Raw genomic sequence first — 15,750 nt, 5'->3', positions numbered from 1 at the left:
ACCTCGCGGAAGCATGGGCGACCTGTGGGTACTCCGCCGGAAATATCCCGGTCACCGCGCCCGAATGCCACAGACAACACCCTTGACACTCCCCGTCACTTGGGCGACTACTGGTCCTTGCGCATCGAAGGTGACAACGTTGTCCACTGCGCAGGGAGGGTACCCGTTGATGCAGCGGAAAGCTCGGCACAGATGGGGTTCGGCGGTCGTGTCGGCGACCGCCTTCGCTTTGGCCCTGGGCTCACAGGGCGTTGCAGTCGCACTGCCTCAGGATCCCGGGAAACCGGACCGGGGATTCACCTCCTCCTTCGAGGCGGACGACCCGGTTCCGGACTGGCTGAACACCGTCGACACCACCCCCGACGGCGGCAAACGGGCCTCGGGCGTCGACGGCGGCTACAGCAGCGGCATACCGGGCAATGTGACCGACCGGATCACCGATGTCCGGGCCAGTGCCGAGAACACGGGTGGCGGCGAGGTGAAGGAGAACCTCGTCGACGGCGAACCCAGTACCAAGTGGCTCACCTTCGAGCCCTCCGGCTGGGTCGAGTTCGAGCTGGACAAGCCGGTCGAACTGGCGCGTTACGCACTGACGTCGGCCAACGACCACGACGAGCGCGACCCGAAGGACTGGGCCCTGAAGGGCTCCGCCGACGGCAAGGACTGGAAGACCCTGGACACCCGATCCGGCGAGACCTTCTCCGCGCGGTTCCAGACGACGACGTACGACCTCGCCGAACCCGGTGAGTACCGGCACTTCCGGCTGGACGTCACCCGGAACAACGGCGGCGGCATCCTGCAGCTCGCCGACCTCCAGCTGTCCACGGGCGGCACCGACGGGCCCGTCCCGCAGGACATGCTCTCCCTGGTCGACCGCGGTCCGAGCGGCTCCCCCACCGCCAAGGCGGGTGCCGGGTTCACCGGAAAACGGGCCCTGCGCTACGCCGGCCGGCACACCGCGGAGGGGCGGGCGTACTCGTACAACAAGATCTTCGACGTGAACGTGGCCGTCGGCCGGAACACACGGCTGGCCTACCGGGTCTTCCCGTCGATGGCGGACGGCGACCTCGACTACGACGCCACGAACGTCTCCGTCGACCTCGCCTTCACCGACGGCACCCACCTGAGCGAGCTGCGCGCCACCGACCAGCACGGCTTCCCGCTGACCCCGCAGGGGCAGGGCGCGGCGAAGATCCTCTACGTCAACCAGTGGAACGACGTGGCCTCGCGGATCGGGTCGGTCGCGGCCGGGAAGACCGTGGACCGGATCCTGGTGGCCTACGACTCCCCCAAGGGCCCGGCGAAGTTCCGGGGCTGGCTGGACGACGTGACCATCGAGTCCGTCGCCCCCGAGCGGCCGAAGGCGCATCTGTCCGACTACGCGGTCACGACCCGGGGCACCAACTCCAGCGGCGGCTTCTCGCGTGGCAACACCTTCCCGGCGACGGCGGTGCCGCACGGCTTCAACTTCTGGACGCCGGTGACCAACGCGGGTTCGCTCAGCTGGCTGTACGACTACGCGCGGGCGAACAACGCGGACAACCTGCCGACGATCCAGGCGTTCAGCGCGAGCCACGAGCCGAGCCCCTGGATGGGTGACCGGCAGACGTTCCAGGTCATGCCGTCCGTGGCCACCGGGACCCCGGAGTACGGGCGGGACGCCCGGGAGCTGGCCTTCCGGCACGAGAACGAGACGGCGCGGCCGTACTACTACGGGGTGCGGTTCGAGAACGGGCTGAAGGCCGAGATGGCGCCGACGGACCACGCGGCGGTGCTGCGCTTCACCTACCCCGGCGACGACGCGAGCGTTCTCTTCGACAACGTGACGGACCAGGCAGGGCTGACGCTCGACAAGGAGAAAGGGATCGTCACCGGTTACTCGGACGTCAAGTCCGGGCTGTCGACGGGCGCGACCCGGCTGTTCGTCCACGGCGAGTTCGACCAGCCGGTGACCGAAGGCGACTCCAGCGGCGTCAAGGGCCACCTGCGCTTCAAGGCCGAGGACCGGACCGTCACCCTGCGCCTGGCGACCTCGCTCATCAGCCTCGACCAGGCCGAGGACAACCTCCGCCAGGAGATCCCGGAGGGCCGGTCCTTCGAGGCGGTGAAGAAGAGCGCCCAGCGGCAGTGGGACCGGCTGCTCGGCAAGGTGGAGGTCGAGGGCGCGACCCCCGACCAGCTGACGACGCTGTACTCCAGCCTGTACCGGCTCTACCTGTACCCGAACTCCGGTTTCGAGAAGGTGGGTGGCGTGTACCGGTACGCCTCGCCCTTCTCCCCCATGCCGAACCCGGACACCCCGACGCACACCGGCGCGAAGATCGTCGACGGCAAGGTGTACGTCAACAACGGCTTCTGGGACACCTATCGGACGACCTGGCCGGCGTACTCGTTCCTGACCCCGTCCCGGGCGGGCGAGCTGGTCGACGGGTTCGTGCAGCAGTACAAGGACGGCGGCTGGACCTCCCGCTGGTCCTCCCCCGGCTACGCGGACCTCATGACGGGCACGTCCTCGGACGTGGCGTTCGCGGACGCGTACGTCAAGGGCGTCGACTTCGACGCGGAGGCGGCGTACGAGGCTGCGGTGAAGAACGCCACGGTCGTACCGCCGAACCCGGGCGTCGGACGCAAGGGCATGACCACCTCCCCCTTCCTCGGCTACACGAGCACCGAGACCCGCGAGGGCCTGTCCTGGGCGCTGGAGGGCTACCTCAACGACTACGGCATCTCCCGCATGGGCCGAAGGCTCTACGAGGAGACCGGTGAGCGGCGCTACAAGGAGGAGTCGGAGTACTTCCTGAACCGCGCCCGGGATTACGTGAACCTCTTCGACTCGAAGGCCGGCTTCTTCCAGGGCAAAAACGCCAAGGGCGACTGGCGGGTCGAGTCCTCGACGTACGACCCGCGCGTCTGGGGTCACGACTACACCGAGACAAACGGTTACGGGTACGCGTTCACCGCGCCGCACGACAGCCGGGGTCTGGCGAACCTGTACGGCGGCCGGAAGGGTCTCGCGGACAAGCTCGACGACTACTTCTCCACCCCGGAGACGGCCTCCCCCGAGTTCGTCGGCTCCTACGGCGGTGTCATCCACGAGATGACCGAGGCGCGCGACGTCCGGATGGGCATGTACGGGCATTCCAACCAGGTCGCCCACCACGCGATCTACATGTACGACGCGGCCGGGCAGCCCTGGAAGGCGCAGGAGAAGGTCCGCGAGGTGCTGTCCCGGCTGTACACGGGCAGCGCGATCGGGCAGGGCTACCACGGTGACGAGGACAACGGCGAGCAGTCGGCCTGGTTCCTGTTCTCCGCGCTCGGCTTCTACCCGCTGGTGATGGGCAGCGGCGAGTACGCGATCGGATCGCCCCTGTTCACCAAGGCGACCGTGCATCTGGAGAACGGGCGCGAGCTGGTGGTGAAAGCCCCCCGGAACAGCGCGAAGAACGTGTACGTGCGGGGGCTGAAGGTGAACGGCCGGACCTGGACGAAGACCTCTCTCCCTCACTCGCTGGTCGCCGGGGGCGGTGTCCTGGAGTTCGACATGGGCTCGCGGCCGTCGTCCTGGGGCACGGGAGAGCACGCGGCGCCCGTGTCGATCACCCGGGGCGACCAGGTGCCGGCGCCGCGCGGGGACGTGCTGAAGGGCGACGGCGCCCTGTTCGACGACACGTCGGCGACGGACGCGGCGGTGACCTCCGTGGATCTCCCGGTCTCCGAGGGGACCGAGGCGGTGCAGTACACGCTGACGTCGGCGGCGGACCGGGCGAAGGCACCGGCCGGCTGGACGCTCCAGGGCTCCTCCGACGGGACGACCTGGCGGACGCTGGACCGGCGCTCCGGTGAGTCGTTCGCCTGGGACAGACAGACCCGCGCGTTCTCCGTGAGGTCGCCGGGTACGTACGAGAGGTACCGCCTGGTCCTCGACGCTGAGGCCACCCTGGCGGAGGTCGAACTGCTCTCCTGAGGTGCCGAGTTGGGGGTCCGATGCCGCTTCCCGTGCCCGTCCTGCCCGAGGGTGTCGATCCTGCCTGGCTGCCGCCCGCCGCGTTCTCGGCGGTCGGCGGCCGGCGGACGCTGATCCGGGGATCGGGTCCGCTGGTGGAGACGGTGCACGGGGAGGTGGCCGAGGCCTGCCGGCGGTTCGGGGGCCGGGTCGTGCGGGAGGCCGTGCCGGACGGCGCGTACGACCTGGTTCTCGGCCTCGGTAGCGACGATGCCGACGGTGAGGGCTTCACTGTCGCGCGTGAGGGCGGCACGACGATGGTCACCGCCTCCGGCGGCCGGGGGCTGTTGTACGGCCTGTTCCACGTCGTCCGTCTCGGGGAGGCGGCGTTCCGGGGTGGGTGGGCGCCGAAGACCCATCGCCCGGCGCTCGCGCTGCGGATGCTCGACCACTGGGACAACGTGGCCGTGCACCCGGTCATGGGCCAGGTGGAGCGCGGGTACGCGGGCGGCTCGCTGTTCTGGGAGGACGGCAGGGCGCGGGGCGAACCGGAGCGTGTGCGGACGTACGGCAGGCTGCTCGCGGCGTGCGGGATCAACGCGCTGTCCGTGAACAACGTCAACGTGCACGCGACCGAGGCGCGTCTGCTGACCGACCGTATCGGGGAAGTGGCCGAGATCGCCGGGGCCTTGCGCCCCTACGGCATCCGCACCCATCTGTCGGTCTCCTTCGCGTCCCCGATCACGCTGGGCGGGCTGCCCACGGCCGATCCGCTGGACGAGGCGGTGCGCGGCTGGTGGGCCGAGGCGACGCGGCGGGTGTACGAGGCGATACCCGACTTCGGCGGGTACGTGGTGAAGGCCGACTCGGAAGGACAGCCGGGGCCGTTCGCGTACGGCCGCAGTCACGCCGAGGGCGCGAACCTGCTGGCTGCGGTGCTGGAGCCGTTCGGCGGCACGGTGCACTGGCGGGCGTTCGTCTACGACCACCGCCAGGACTGGCGGGACCGCACGACGGACCGGGCCCGGGCCGCGTACGACCATTTCGTGCCACTGGACGGGGAGTTCGCGGCCGGTGCCGTGCTCCAGGTGAAGCACGGGCCGATGGACTTCCAGGTGCGGGAACCGGTCTCGCCGCTGATCGGGGCCATGCCGCGGACCCGGCTGGCGGTGGAGCTGCAGGTCACCCAGGAGTACACCGGGCAGCAGCGGCACACGTGCTGGCTGGGGCCGATGTGGAGCGAGGTGCTGCGGTTCCGGCACCAACAGGGTTCGGCCGTGGGCGAGTCGGCGCGGGGTGGTCTCGTCGCCGTGTCGAACGTCGGGGACGACCCGTTCTGGACGGGGCATCCGCTGGCGCAGGCCAATCTGTACACCTTCGGGCGGCTGGCCTGGCAGCCGGACGCCGAGCCGGGCGCGGTGCTCGACGAATGGATCGCGCTCACCTTCCCGGACGCCCCGGCACGGCTGGCCGACGGGCTGCACGCCGTGCTCGACGGCTCGTGGCGGACGTACGAGAAGTACACCGCTCCGCTGGGGGTCGGCTTCATGGTGCAGCCGGGGCACCACTACGGGCCGAGTGTGGAGGGGTACGAGTACAGCCCGTGGGGGACGTACCACTTCGCCGACCGGGACGGCATCGGGGTCGACCGCGGTGTGACGGGCGGTACGGGGTTCGCCGGGCAGTACGGCACACCGTGGGCCGAGCTGTACGAGTCGCCGCAGACCTGCCCGGACGAACTGCTGCTGTTCTTCCACCATGTGCCGTACGGGCATGTGCTGAAGAGCGGGAAGACGGTGATCCAGCACATCTACGACACCCACTTCGAGGGGGTCGAGGAGGTCGAGGAGGCCCGGGCGGTGTGGGCCTCACTGGCCGGGCTGGTGGACCCGGCGCGCCATGCCCGGGTGACGGAGCGCTACGAGGAGCAGCTGCGCAGTGCCCGTGAATGGCGCGACCAGGTCAACAGCTATTTCTTCCGTGCGTCCGGCGTGCCGGACGAGCGGGGGCGGCGGATCTACTGAAGGATCGCCACGCCCAGCGGGTCGAGGACCAGGGGTTCTCCCCCGTCCACCCGCTTGCCGGTGAGCAGGTCGGTGGCCGTGCCGAGCGCTGTCAGGCGGGCCGGTTCGGGGGCGTGGTTGAGGAGGAAGAGCAGACGGGTGCCGTCGGGGGCGACCCGGCTCGCGGTCTCCACCGCCGGGTGGTCGGCGCAGGGGCCGAGCAGGTCGTGGCGGGTCAGGATCCGGCGGACCTGGTCCGGCCCGGGTGAACAGACGGTGGTCCTCGTCCCAGACCTCCCCCGGCCACTGCTCGGGGTTGTAGTCGCCGCCGTAGCGGATCTTGTGCGTCATGCGGTGAAGTCCTTCCGCGTCTCGGCGATCACCGAGCGGCTGCCGTGCAGCAGGGACAACAGCAGCGGGGCGGCCAGCAGGGCGGGCAGGGCCTCGGTCAGCACGCTCGCCGACGCGGCCGTCAGGACCAGCAGGGAGGCGGCGGCGAGGGTGGCGCGGCCGTGCCGGAACAGGAAGTACCCGGCGAGGCGGGCGGTGTCCCGGGCACGGAAGGTGAACAGGGACGTCAGGACGAGGGCGTGCGCGCCCCAGAAGAGGGAGCCGGTGCCGATCACCGCGAGCAGCAGCGCCCACCAGCCGGGCAGGCCGGTGGCGGAGAAGTGCGTGAGGGTGAAGGCGATGACCGTCAGCCACGCCAGCAGGGGTGTCCACAGCTTCAGTGCCGGTACGGCGTTGAGCCGCCAGCCGCGCAGGTAGGCCCGGGCCGGGTGCAGCTCGGTGAGGTCGCTGCTGCGGTGGTGGAGTGCGTAGAGCGCGGCGGACAGGGCCGGCCCGAGGGGCAGCAGGCACAGGGCCGCGAGAGGGAGGTTGGCGGGGTCGGGCCCGAGCAGGAGCAGCCCGGCCGGGCCCGGTGAAGCGGCGACGAGGAACAGTGCCTCGACGGTCAGCAGGGTGTGGATCAGAGCGGAGGCGCGGGAGAGGGTTCCGGTGCCGAAGCCGGCGCTGCGCACGGTGCTCATGCGGCGGCCTCCCGGCCGGGCGGCCGCCGCACGTGCCGGACGCCCTGCCGCGCGGAGGGCCGGTGCTCCGCCGTGCCGCAGGTGAGCCGGCCGCTCGGCCCGTCGGGGACCCGGATCACCCGTTCTCCTTCCTGAACCGCTCGTAGGCCTTGTTGTGCAGGTCGACGAGCTGCTGCATGTTCTTCGACTTCAGCTCGGCGAGGTAGGAGTTCCACTGGGACAGCGGGCGCTTGCCGAGGACGAACTGGAGGGTGTTCTGGATGACGTGGTCCTTGAGCGGCGTTTCCCAGAGGGTGGCCTGCTCCTGCTCGAAGGACTGCAGGGGGTGGGCCGGGTCGATGGGCAGCTGCTCGCGCTGGGCCATGGCGTCCTGGAACTTCCGCTCGTCCGGGCTGAACATCGAGGAGACGAGCTCCCAGCTGCCGCCGTAGGCGAAGACGCCGTTGTAGAAGCCGAAGTCCTTCTGCATGTCCTTCGGGGCGTCCGGGTCGGAGCCCATGAGGCTGATGCCGGGCTTCGGCTCGTACCGGCTTCCGGAGCGTGTGTGGGTGACGCCCTCGACGCCCCAGCGGGCCAGCCGCTGGCCCTCGTCGGAGTACCAGAGCCAGTCCACGAACTGCATCATGGCAACGAAGTTGTCGCTCTTCAGCGCCTTGCTGGAGATCATGACACCGTTCTCCAGCCGGCTGCCGCCCAGCACGACGGGGCCGGCCGGCCCGAGCGGCACCGGCACCATCTCGATCCTCGCGCCCTTGACCTGCTTCTCCAGGTTGTACCGGTAGTCCTGCACCAGGACCTGCGGGTTGGCGCTCATCGCGTAGGACTTCTCGGCGAGCAGCTTCTGCAGCGCCTGGTCGTCGGTCTGGCTGAAGCTCTCGGGGTCCATGAGCTTCTCGGCGACGAGCCTGCGCAGGTACTCGACCATCTGGCGGTAGGCGTCCTGCGCGCCGGTGAAGACGTACTTCTGCGCCTTGTGGTCGAAGCTGATGTTGTCGTACGTCCAGCCGGATCTGACGCCGAAGGCCTGGCCGAGGTAGCTGAACAGGGCGCCGCAGGGGAACGGGGTGTTGGTGCTCCAGCGGTCGGTGAGGGGGTACGTGCCGGGGTGCTCCTCCTTGAGCGCCTTCAGGACGTCGTACACCTCGTCCCAGGTGGCGGGCAGGCTCAGGCCGTGCTTGTCGAGAACGTCCGTGCGCAAGGACAGCGAGTAGCCGGCCTTGGGCTTCTCGTGCAGTCCGGGCAGCAGGTAGTAGCGGCCGTCGGACTGGCGGATCGAGTCGAGCTCGGGCTCCAGCTTCCACTTGCGCACCTGCTCGCGGAAGTTGGGCATCAGCTTCACGTAGTCGCTGACCGGGAGGATGGCGCCCGAGGAGACGAAGGCGACCTCGGAGGGGTGGTACGTCTTCGGGATCAGGAAGGGTGCGTCCCCCGCGCCGATGAGGACGCTGCGCTTCTTCTCGTAGTCGGCCAGCGGGACGTCGACCGGCTCGAGCGTCACGCCGGTGCGCTTGGTCAGCTCCTTCCAGAACAGCCAGCCGTTCTTCATCGGGTAGACCGGGTTGTTGTTGTGCAACACCGAGAAGGACAGCGGCCGGGAGGCCTTGAACTGCTGCCCGGCCCGGTAGTTCTTCATGGCCCCGTCCTGCTTCTTCGACAGGTCCTTGCCGTCCCCGCCGTCGTCACCGCCACCGCAGCCGGTGACCGTGGCGAGGCCGATGAAGCCGGCCGCGGCGAGCATCCGGCGTCGCGACAGCTGTCCTTCGTTCTTCACGGGATCCCCTTGTTCCGTAGTCGAGTTGAGGAGCAGGTGCGCGCTCAGCCCTTGACCGCGCCGAGCATCACGCCCGAGACGAAGTAGCGCTGGACGAACGGGTACACGCAGAGGATCGGCAGGGCGGTGAGCACGATGGTGACCGACTGGATGTTGGCGCCGACCTGGCTGAGCTGCTCGGTTCCGGCACCGGCGTTGCCGCCGCCGGTGGCGCCCTGGATGAGGTTGCGCAGGTAGACCGTGACCGGCATCAGCTCCGTCCGGTCCATGTAGAGGAACGCGCTGAACCAGGAGTTCCAGAAGGACACCGAGTAGAAGAGCACCATGGTCGCCACGACCGCTTTGGACAGCGGCAGCACGATCCTCAGCAGGGTGCCGTAGGTGCTCAGGCCGTCGATCTGCGCGGCCTCCTCCAGTTCCGTCGGCAGATTCTCGAAGAAGGCCTTCATCACCAGCAGGTTGAAGACGCTGATCGCGTTCGGCAGGGCGATCGCCCACACGCTGTTCTTCAGGCCGAGGCTGGTGACCAGGATGTAGTTCGGGATCAGGCCGCCGGTGAAGAACATGGTGAACACGGCGATGCCGACGAGCACGCCCCGGCCCTTGAGGTGCTTCTTCGACAGGACGTAGGCGTAACAGGTCGTCAGGACCATGGCGACCGCCGTCGCCACGACCGTGTAGAGCACGGTGTTGCCGTAGTTCCGCCAGAACATCGAGTCCTGGAACACGATCCTGTACGTGGTGAGGTTGAACCCCTTGGGCAGCAGGGTCACCTCACCGGCCCGGATCTGCCGCTCCCCGCTGAAGGACCGCGCGAGGATGTTGACGAACGGGTAGAGGGTCACCAGCACGACGAGCGTGAGGATCACCCCGTTGACGCCCTGGAAGACCCGCTGGGAGCGGCTCGGCCTCACCACAGGCTCGTCCCCACCGTGCGGCGCGAGAGCGTGTTGGCGGACGTGATCAGGACCAGGCCGATGATCGCCTCGAACAGGCCGATGGCGGCGGCGTAGCTGAAGCTGTTGGACTCGACGCCGGAGCGGTAGACGTATGTCGAGATCACATCCGCGGTGGGATAGGTCAGCGGGTTGTACAGCAGCAGCACCTTCTCGAAGCCGACCGCCATGAACGTGCCGACGTTGAGGATCAGCAGCGTGATCATGGTGGGGCGGATGCCGGGCAGGGTGACGTGCCAGATCTGCTGCCAGCGGCCCGCGCCGTCGATGCGGGCGGCTTCGTACAGGTCCTCGTCGATCGTGGTGAGCGCGGCGAGGTAGAGGATGGTGCCCCAGCCGGCGGTCTGCCAGATCTCGGAACCGACGTAGACGGTGCGGAACCACCCGGGTTCCTGGATGAAACGGACCGGGTCGTGGCCGAGCAGGCCGAGGACGTGGTTGACCGGGCCGTCGCTCGCCAGCATCTGCAGGGTGATGCCCGCGACGATCACGATCGACAGGAAGTGCGGGAGGTACGACACCGACTGCACGAACCGCTTCAGGGAGCGCCGGCGCACCTCGTTCAGCAGCAGCGCGAGCACGATCGGAATCGGGAAGCAGAAGAGGAGCGTGAGCCCGCCCAGCCACAGGGTGTTGCGGAACACCTGCCAGAAGGTGGGGTCGCTGAGGAACATCCGCACATAGCGCAGGCCCACCCATTCCTCACCGAAGATCGAACCGCCGGGCTCGAAGCGCCGGAAGGCGATCACGTTGCCGATCATCGGCAGATAGCGGAAGACCAGGAAGAACAGCAGCGGCAGGATCGCCAGCGAGTACAGCTGCCAGTCGCGGCGCAGTGCCCGCCGCCACCCGGTCCGGGCGGGCACCCGCTCGCCGCGCCGGGGAGCGGCCCGGGCCGACGGCTGGTCCGGGGCGCCCGGCGGGGCCGATGTGGTGGACGTGCTCATTGCTCGGGCCTCCCGTGGACATGGGACGCGAAACCGAAACTTTCGAGCTCTTGCCGGTAACTTGCGGCAACTTATGGGGCTCAGAAAGCGCTGTCAATGGGTGCGGCGGCACTCGGACGGGGCATCTGTGGCGCGTTGGAATCCCTCCGACGCTGGGTAGAACCCCCGGGGTCCACTCCGCCGACCCACCGCAAGTTTCTGGATGACCACCGATTCCTGCGAGGTGTCGCCGTGCCCGCGTTCGACCTGCCGCTGACCGAACTGGAGCGCCACCGCCCGGGCATCGAGGAGCCCGCCGACTTCGACGCGTTCTGGCAGGACACCCTGAAGGCGGCCGGGGAGGCGGGCCCCGGGGTGTCGGTGCGGCCGGTGGAGACGGGCCTTCGGCTGACGCAGACCTGGGACGTGACGTTCCGGGGCTTCGCGGGTGATGCGGTGCGGGCATGGTTCAGCCGGCCGGCCGGGGTGGGTGAACCGCTGCCCGCCGTGGTCGAGTTCGCCGGCTACGGGCGCGGCCGCGGCCTTCCGCACGAGCGTCTGACGTGGGTCAACGCCGGGTACGCGCATCTGCTCATGGACAACCGCGGCCAGGGCGACCAGTACGGGTGCGGCGGCGACACACCCGATCCGCACGCCGTCGCGCCGGGCGGCCCCGGGCCGGCGGTGCGCGGGCTGCTCGCCGCCGAGGACTACCACTACCGGCGCCTGATCACGGACGCGGTGCGTGCCGTCGCGGCCGTACGGGAGCTGCCGGGTGTCGATCCCGGGCGGATCGCCGCCGTGGGCAACAGCCAGGGGGGCGGGCTCGCCCTGGCGGTCGCGGGGCTCGTGCCCGGCCTGGCGGCACTGCTGACCACGGCGCCGCTGTTGTGCGGGATCCGGCGCGCCCTGGACCTCACGGACGCCGGGCCCTACGGCGAGATCGCCGCCTACCTCTCCGTCCACCGGGGCGCCGAGCGCGCCGCCTTTCGCACCCTCTCCTATGTCGAGGGCGTCTCCTTCGCCCGCCGCGCGCAGGCCCCGGCCCACTTCGGGGTGGGCCTGCGGGACACGGTGTGCCCGCCGAGCGGGGCGTACGCCGCCTTCAACCGCTACGCCGAACTGACCGGGACGGACCCGCGCAGGGAGATCCACGCCTATCCGTTCAACGGGCACGAGGGGGGCGACGCGGTGCAGGTGCGACGCCAACTGCAGTGGCTGCGAGGGGTGCTGGACTGACGGCGGGGCGGCGCGGGGCCGGCCGGCCTGTTCTTGGCGCGGCCCATGGGCCGCGCCACCCTGCCGTCCCCTCCTCGGCTCACCCCGCGACCGGGGACTCCGCGGTGCAGCCGCCGGCGCTCACCAGACCCTCGGCGCTCTGCTCCTCGATCACCTTGCCCTTGTGGATGATCTTGCAGGTGATCCGGGAGCCCTCGGGGTCCGCGGCGACCGGCATGACCGCCGCGGGCATGATTCCGCGCAGCGTGACCGTCTTCTTCCAGGGCAGCTCGGGCTTCGACACCGACTCGATCTTCGGCTCCATGGCCTTGCCCCCGCCGCCGTGGAATTCGATCGAGTCGATGTTCTTCCCCGTCACCTCGTAGGTGACCTCGTACGTCTCGTCCACCGCCTTGTCGACCTGGTCGACCGCCTCGGAGCAGGCGGTGAGGCCGAGCGCGAGACCGGTGACGGCGACGGAACAGACGGCTGCGCGAAGGGTGCGCTTCAAAGGGATCCCCCCGGATCATGATGGTCGAGCCCCGCAGCCAACCGCAAAGGGAAGGTAAAGTCAACTCCCGCTGCGCTCAGGCCTGTTAGGCCATCGCAGGTGGCGGCCGCCCGTCACTCGCGCCGCCCTCCCCGGTGGAGGGTCCGGCGCATCGGCAGGGGTCCCCGGCCCAGACCCTCGCCCCTGAACCGTTTACATCTGCGCCGCCGGGCGCTAACTTCCGCAACAGGCGGGGTGGGAGCGCTCCCATCACGGTGGACCGGAACCCGCCCTCGAGCCGCTCCCATCCCGCGCTACCGCACACACACATCCGCAGGTCCGTACCCCCACGAACGGATGGTGCTGTCATGATCCCGACAAGCGAGCCGGGAGGATCCACGATGCCCCGACCAGCGCTCCCCTCCCGTGCCAGAGCCCTCTTCCTCGTGCTGCTCTCCCTCCTCGTCACCGTCCCGGCCATCGGCCTGGTCATGACGGCCGGAGGTGAGGCGGAGGCGCACGGCACCCCCATGAAGCCCGGCAGCCGCACGTTCCTGTGCTGGCAGGACGCACTGACCGACACCGGCGAGATCAAGCCGGTGAACCCCGCGTGCCGGGGCGCACAGCAGGTCAGCGGCACCACGCCGTTCTACAACTGGTTCTCGGTGCTCCGCTCGGACGGCGCCGGCCGCACCCGGGGCTTCGTACCGGACGGCGAGCTCTGCAGCGGCGGCAACCCCAACTTCACCGGGTTCAACACGCCCGGCAAGGACTGGCCGCTCACCCATCTCACCTCGGGCGCGACCGTCGACTTCTCGTACAACGCCTGGGCGGCACACCCGGGTTGGTTCTACGTCTACATCACCAAGGACGGCTTCGACCCCACCAAGACGCTCACCTGGAACGACATGGAGGAGCGGCCGTTCCTGAGTGTCGACCACCCGCGGCTGAACGGCTCCCCGGGCACGGTCGAGGCCAACTACTCCTGGGCCGGGAAGCTCCCCGACAACAAGTCGGGCCGCCACATCATCTACATGGTCTGGCAGCGCTCCGACAGCCAGGAGACCTTCTACTCCTGCTCCGACGTGGTCTTCGACGGCGGCAAGGGCGAGGTGACCGGCATCAAGGAGCCGGGCAACCCGTCCGAGCCGGTGCCCGGCACCTGCACGGCCACCCGCAAGACCACCGGCACCTGGAGCGGCGGCTACCAGTCCGAGGTGACCGTCACCAACACCGGCACGGTCCCGATGCTCGGCTGGATGGTCGACTGGACCCTCCCGTCGGGCCAGAAGGTCGAGAGCCTGTGGAGCGGCAGCGCGACCTACAACGGCCAGGCGGTGATGGTCCACAACGTCAACTGGAACGGCTCCCTCGCGCCAGGCAAGAGCACGACGTTCGGATACGTCGTCTCCGGGGCGGGGGGTGACAGTACGAGCAGTCTGCCGTGCCGGGTGGGCTGAACCACCGGACGGGGCGGGCCCGGTGACCGGGGCGACGGTGACCGGGCCCGTCCGCACGAGGACGCGGGCCGGGCCGGCCGGGCGGAGCGCGCCGGCCGGATCCCTCCCCGGGTTCCCGGCCGCGTAGGTTGGCGCCATGGTGGAGGGGGCGAAGGCCGCGACCGAGTCGGCGGCCACGAGCGGACAGGCCGGAGAACAACCGCAGGCGCCAAGCGGCATGAGGGAACAGGCCGGAGAACAACCGCAGGCGCCAAGAGGCATGAGGGAACAGGGCGGGCCGGCCCGCTCGTCCCTGTGGATGGCATTGGGCACGATGGTGTCCCGGGCGACGGGGCTGATCCGGCAGGTGCTCCAGGCGGCGGCGCTGGGCACGGGGCTGCTGGCGAGCACGTACAACACGGCGAACACCGTGCCGACGAGTCTGTACACCCTGGTGATCGGCGGTGCGCTCAACGCCGTGCTGGTGCCGCAGCTGGTCCGGGCGCGGGCCACCGAGGCCGACGGTGGAAGGGCCTATGAGCAGCGGCTGGTGACGCTCGTCCTGTGCGTCCTGGCCGTTGGGACGGCGCTGGCCGTGTGGGCCGCGCCGCAGATCGTGGGCCTGTACATGCGCGACACCGCGGACAGCCATGAGGCGTTCGAACTGACCGTGGTCTTCGCGAGGTTCCTGCTGCCGCAGATCTTCTTCTACGGCCTGTTCGGCATCCTGGGGCAAGTGCTGAACGCCCGGGAGAGGTTCGGCGCGATGATGTGGACGCCGGTGCTGAACAACGTCGTGCTGATCGGCATGTTCGCCGCGTACCTGGGGCTGATGACGGTCCCGGACCGGGTGGCGGACATCACCGCGACGCAGGTGCGGCTGCTGGGGCTGGGCACGACGGCCGGCATCGCCCTGCAGGCCCTTGCGCTGATCCCCTTCGTGCGTGCCGCGGGCTTCCGGTTCCGGCCACGCTTCGACTGGCGGGGTGCCGGACTGGGCAAGAGCGTCCATGCCGCCAAGTGGACGTTGCTGTTCGTCCTGGTCAACCAGGTCGCGCTGACCGTGGTGACGAACTTCGCCAACGCGGCGGACCAGGCGCTGCCGGATGCCGGTGCCGGCTACTCGGCCTACATGTACGCGCAGACCATCTGGTTGCTGCCGCAGTCGATCGTGACCGTCTCCCTGGTGACCGCGCTGTTGCCACGGATGAGCAGGGCCGCCGCGGAGGGCCGGGTCGCCGGGCTGCGTGCCGATCTCTCGCGGGCGCTGCGTGTCAGCGGGGTCGTCATCGTGCCGGCCGGATTCCTCTTCCTGGCGCTGGGCCCTCAGATCTCCGCGCTGCTGTTCGCCCACGGGGCGGCCGACGCGGCATCCTCCCAGCCGCTCGGGCAGATGCTCCAGGCGTTCGGGCTGGGACTGATCCCGTTCTCGGCGCAGTACCTCCTCCTGCGGGGCTTCTACGCCTTCGAGGACACCCGCACCCCGTTCTTCATGGCGACGTGGATCGCCGCGGTGAACATCACGCTGGTCGTCTTCTGCCACCTGCTGCTGCCCGCGCGCTGGGCGGTGACCGGTATGGCCGGTGCCTACACCGTGTCGTACCTGGCCGGCCTGGCCGTCACGGCGTGGCGGCTGCGCGGCAGGCTCGGCGGCCGGCTCGATGACGGGGAGCTGCGCCGCACGTACACGAAACTGGTGAGCGCCGCCGCCCTCGCCGCGGGGCTGGGCTGGGGAGCCGCCCGGGCCTGCTCCGCGTCGCTGGGCACCGGCACCTGGTCCACCGCGCTGGGCCTCGCTGCCGGAACGGTCGTGATGGCCGCGGGCTACCTGGCCCTGGCCCGCCTGATGAGGGTCGGTGAACTGCGCGTCTTCGCCGGTCGGCGGTGACGGCGTCCCGCGGCCGGCCCGGGCGGCGGTCGGCGGTGACGGCGTCCCGCGGCCGGTCAGGGCGGCGTCCGGTTCGGGGAAC

General features: G+C 69.9%; 12 protein-coding genes. 5 read left to right on the top strand and 7 right to left on the bottom strand.

The window, feature by feature from the left end; genetic code table 11:
- Window positions 1–169: 169 nt before the first annotated feature.
- Together ACZ7EG_RS21385 and ACZ7EG_RS21380 are read left to right on the top strand one after the other, a co-directional pair.
- On the top strand, window positions 170–3,967 hold the full coding sequence (locus ACZ7EG_RS21385) for a GH92 family glycosyl hydrolase (RefSeq protein WP_471080999.1): 3,798 nt from the start codon (window positions 170–172) through the stop codon (window positions 3,965–3,967).
- A gap of 20 nt (window positions 3,968–3,987) precedes the next feature.
- A complete protein-coding gene (locus tag ACZ7EG_RS21380; RefSeq protein ID WP_471080996.1) occupies window positions 3,988–5,970 on the top strand; it encodes an alpha-glucuronidase in 1,983 nt (660 codons plus the stop codon).
- Here ACZ7EG_RS21380 and ACZ7EG_RS21375 read toward each other — a convergent pair.
- From ACZ7EG_RS21375 to ACZ7EG_RS21350, 6 genes are all read right to left on the bottom strand, one after another.
- The gene (locus ACZ7EG_RS21375; RefSeq protein ID WP_471080993.1) at window positions 5,964–6,143 is read right to left on the bottom strand and encodes a Beta-galactosidase C-terminal domain; all 180 of its coding nucleotides are present in this window, start codon (window positions 6,141–6,143) and stop codon (window positions 5,964–5,966) included. The two genes, ACZ7EG_RS21380 and ACZ7EG_RS21375, sit on opposite strands and share 7 nt — an antisense overlap.
- A 153-nt stretch (window positions 6,144–6,296) precedes the next feature.
- Window positions 6,297–6,980, bottom strand: coding sequence for a hypothetical protein (locus ACZ7EG_RS21370; RefSeq protein WP_471080991.1), 684 nt, complete (start codon window positions 6,978–6,980; stop codon window positions 6,297–6,299).
- Window positions 6,977–7,099, bottom strand: coding sequence for a hypothetical protein (locus ACZ7EG_RS21365; protein WP_471080988.1), 123 nt, complete (start codon window positions 7,097–7,099; stop codon window positions 6,977–6,979). Before ACZ7EG_RS21365 ends, ACZ7EG_RS21370 begins: the two co-directional genes overlap by 4 nt.
- Complete coding sequence (locus ACZ7EG_RS21360) at window positions 7,096–8,751, bottom strand: ABC transporter substrate-binding protein (RefSeq protein WP_471080985.1); 1,656 nt, start codon at window positions 8,749–8,751, stop codon at window positions 7,096–7,098. Before ACZ7EG_RS21360 ends, ACZ7EG_RS21365 begins: the two co-directional genes overlap by 4 nt.
- 44 nt (window positions 8,752–8,795) lie before the next feature.
- Complete coding sequence (locus ACZ7EG_RS21355; protein WP_471080982.1) at window positions 8,796–9,668, bottom strand: carbohydrate ABC transporter permease; 873 nt, start codon at window positions 9,666–9,668, stop codon at window positions 8,796–8,798.
- The gene (locus tag ACZ7EG_RS21350) at window positions 9,662–10,654 is read right to left on the bottom strand and encodes an ABC transporter permease (RefSeq protein WP_471080978.1); all 993 of its coding nucleotides are present in this window, start codon (window positions 10,652–10,654) and stop codon (window positions 9,662–9,664) included. The genes ACZ7EG_RS21355 and ACZ7EG_RS21350 overlap by 7 nt, the downstream gene beginning before the upstream one ends.
- Before the next feature lie 231 nt (window positions 10,655–10,885).
- Between ACZ7EG_RS21350 and ACZ7EG_RS21345 the strand changes: the two genes are divergently transcribed.
- The gene (locus ACZ7EG_RS21345) at window positions 10,886–11,872 is read left to right on the top strand and encodes an acetylxylan esterase (RefSeq protein WP_471080976.1); all 987 of its coding nucleotides are present in this window, start codon (window positions 10,886–10,888) and stop codon (window positions 11,870–11,872) included.
- 79 nt (window positions 11,873–11,951) lie between these two features.
- Here ACZ7EG_RS21345 and ACZ7EG_RS21340 read toward each other — a convergent pair whose 3' ends face one another.
- Complete coding sequence (locus ACZ7EG_RS21340) at window positions 11,952–12,362, bottom strand: MmpS family transport accessory protein (RefSeq protein ID WP_471080972.1); 411 nt, start codon at window positions 12,360–12,362, stop codon at window positions 11,952–11,954.
- A 380-nt stretch (window positions 12,363–12,742) separates the two neighbouring features.
- Between ACZ7EG_RS21340 and ACZ7EG_RS21335 the strand changes: the two genes are divergently transcribed.
- A complete protein-coding gene (locus ACZ7EG_RS21335) occupies window positions 12,743–13,801 on the top strand; it encodes a lytic polysaccharide monooxygenase auxiliary activity family 9 protein (RefSeq protein WP_471080969.1) in 1,059 nt (352 codons plus the stop codon).
- A 259-nt stretch (window positions 13,802–14,060) separates the two neighbouring features.
- On the top strand, window positions 14,061–15,668 hold the full coding sequence (gene murJ / locus ACZ7EG_RS21330) for a murein biosynthesis integral membrane protein MurJ (RefSeq protein WP_471080964.1): 1,608 nt from the start codon (window positions 14,061–14,063) through the stop codon (window positions 15,666–15,668).
- Window positions 15,669–15,750 lie beyond the last annotated feature (82 nt).

The organism is Streptomyces sp. NPDC037100 (assembly GCF_055606225.1).
This window is presented reverse-complemented; position numbering and strand designations above follow the sequence as displayed.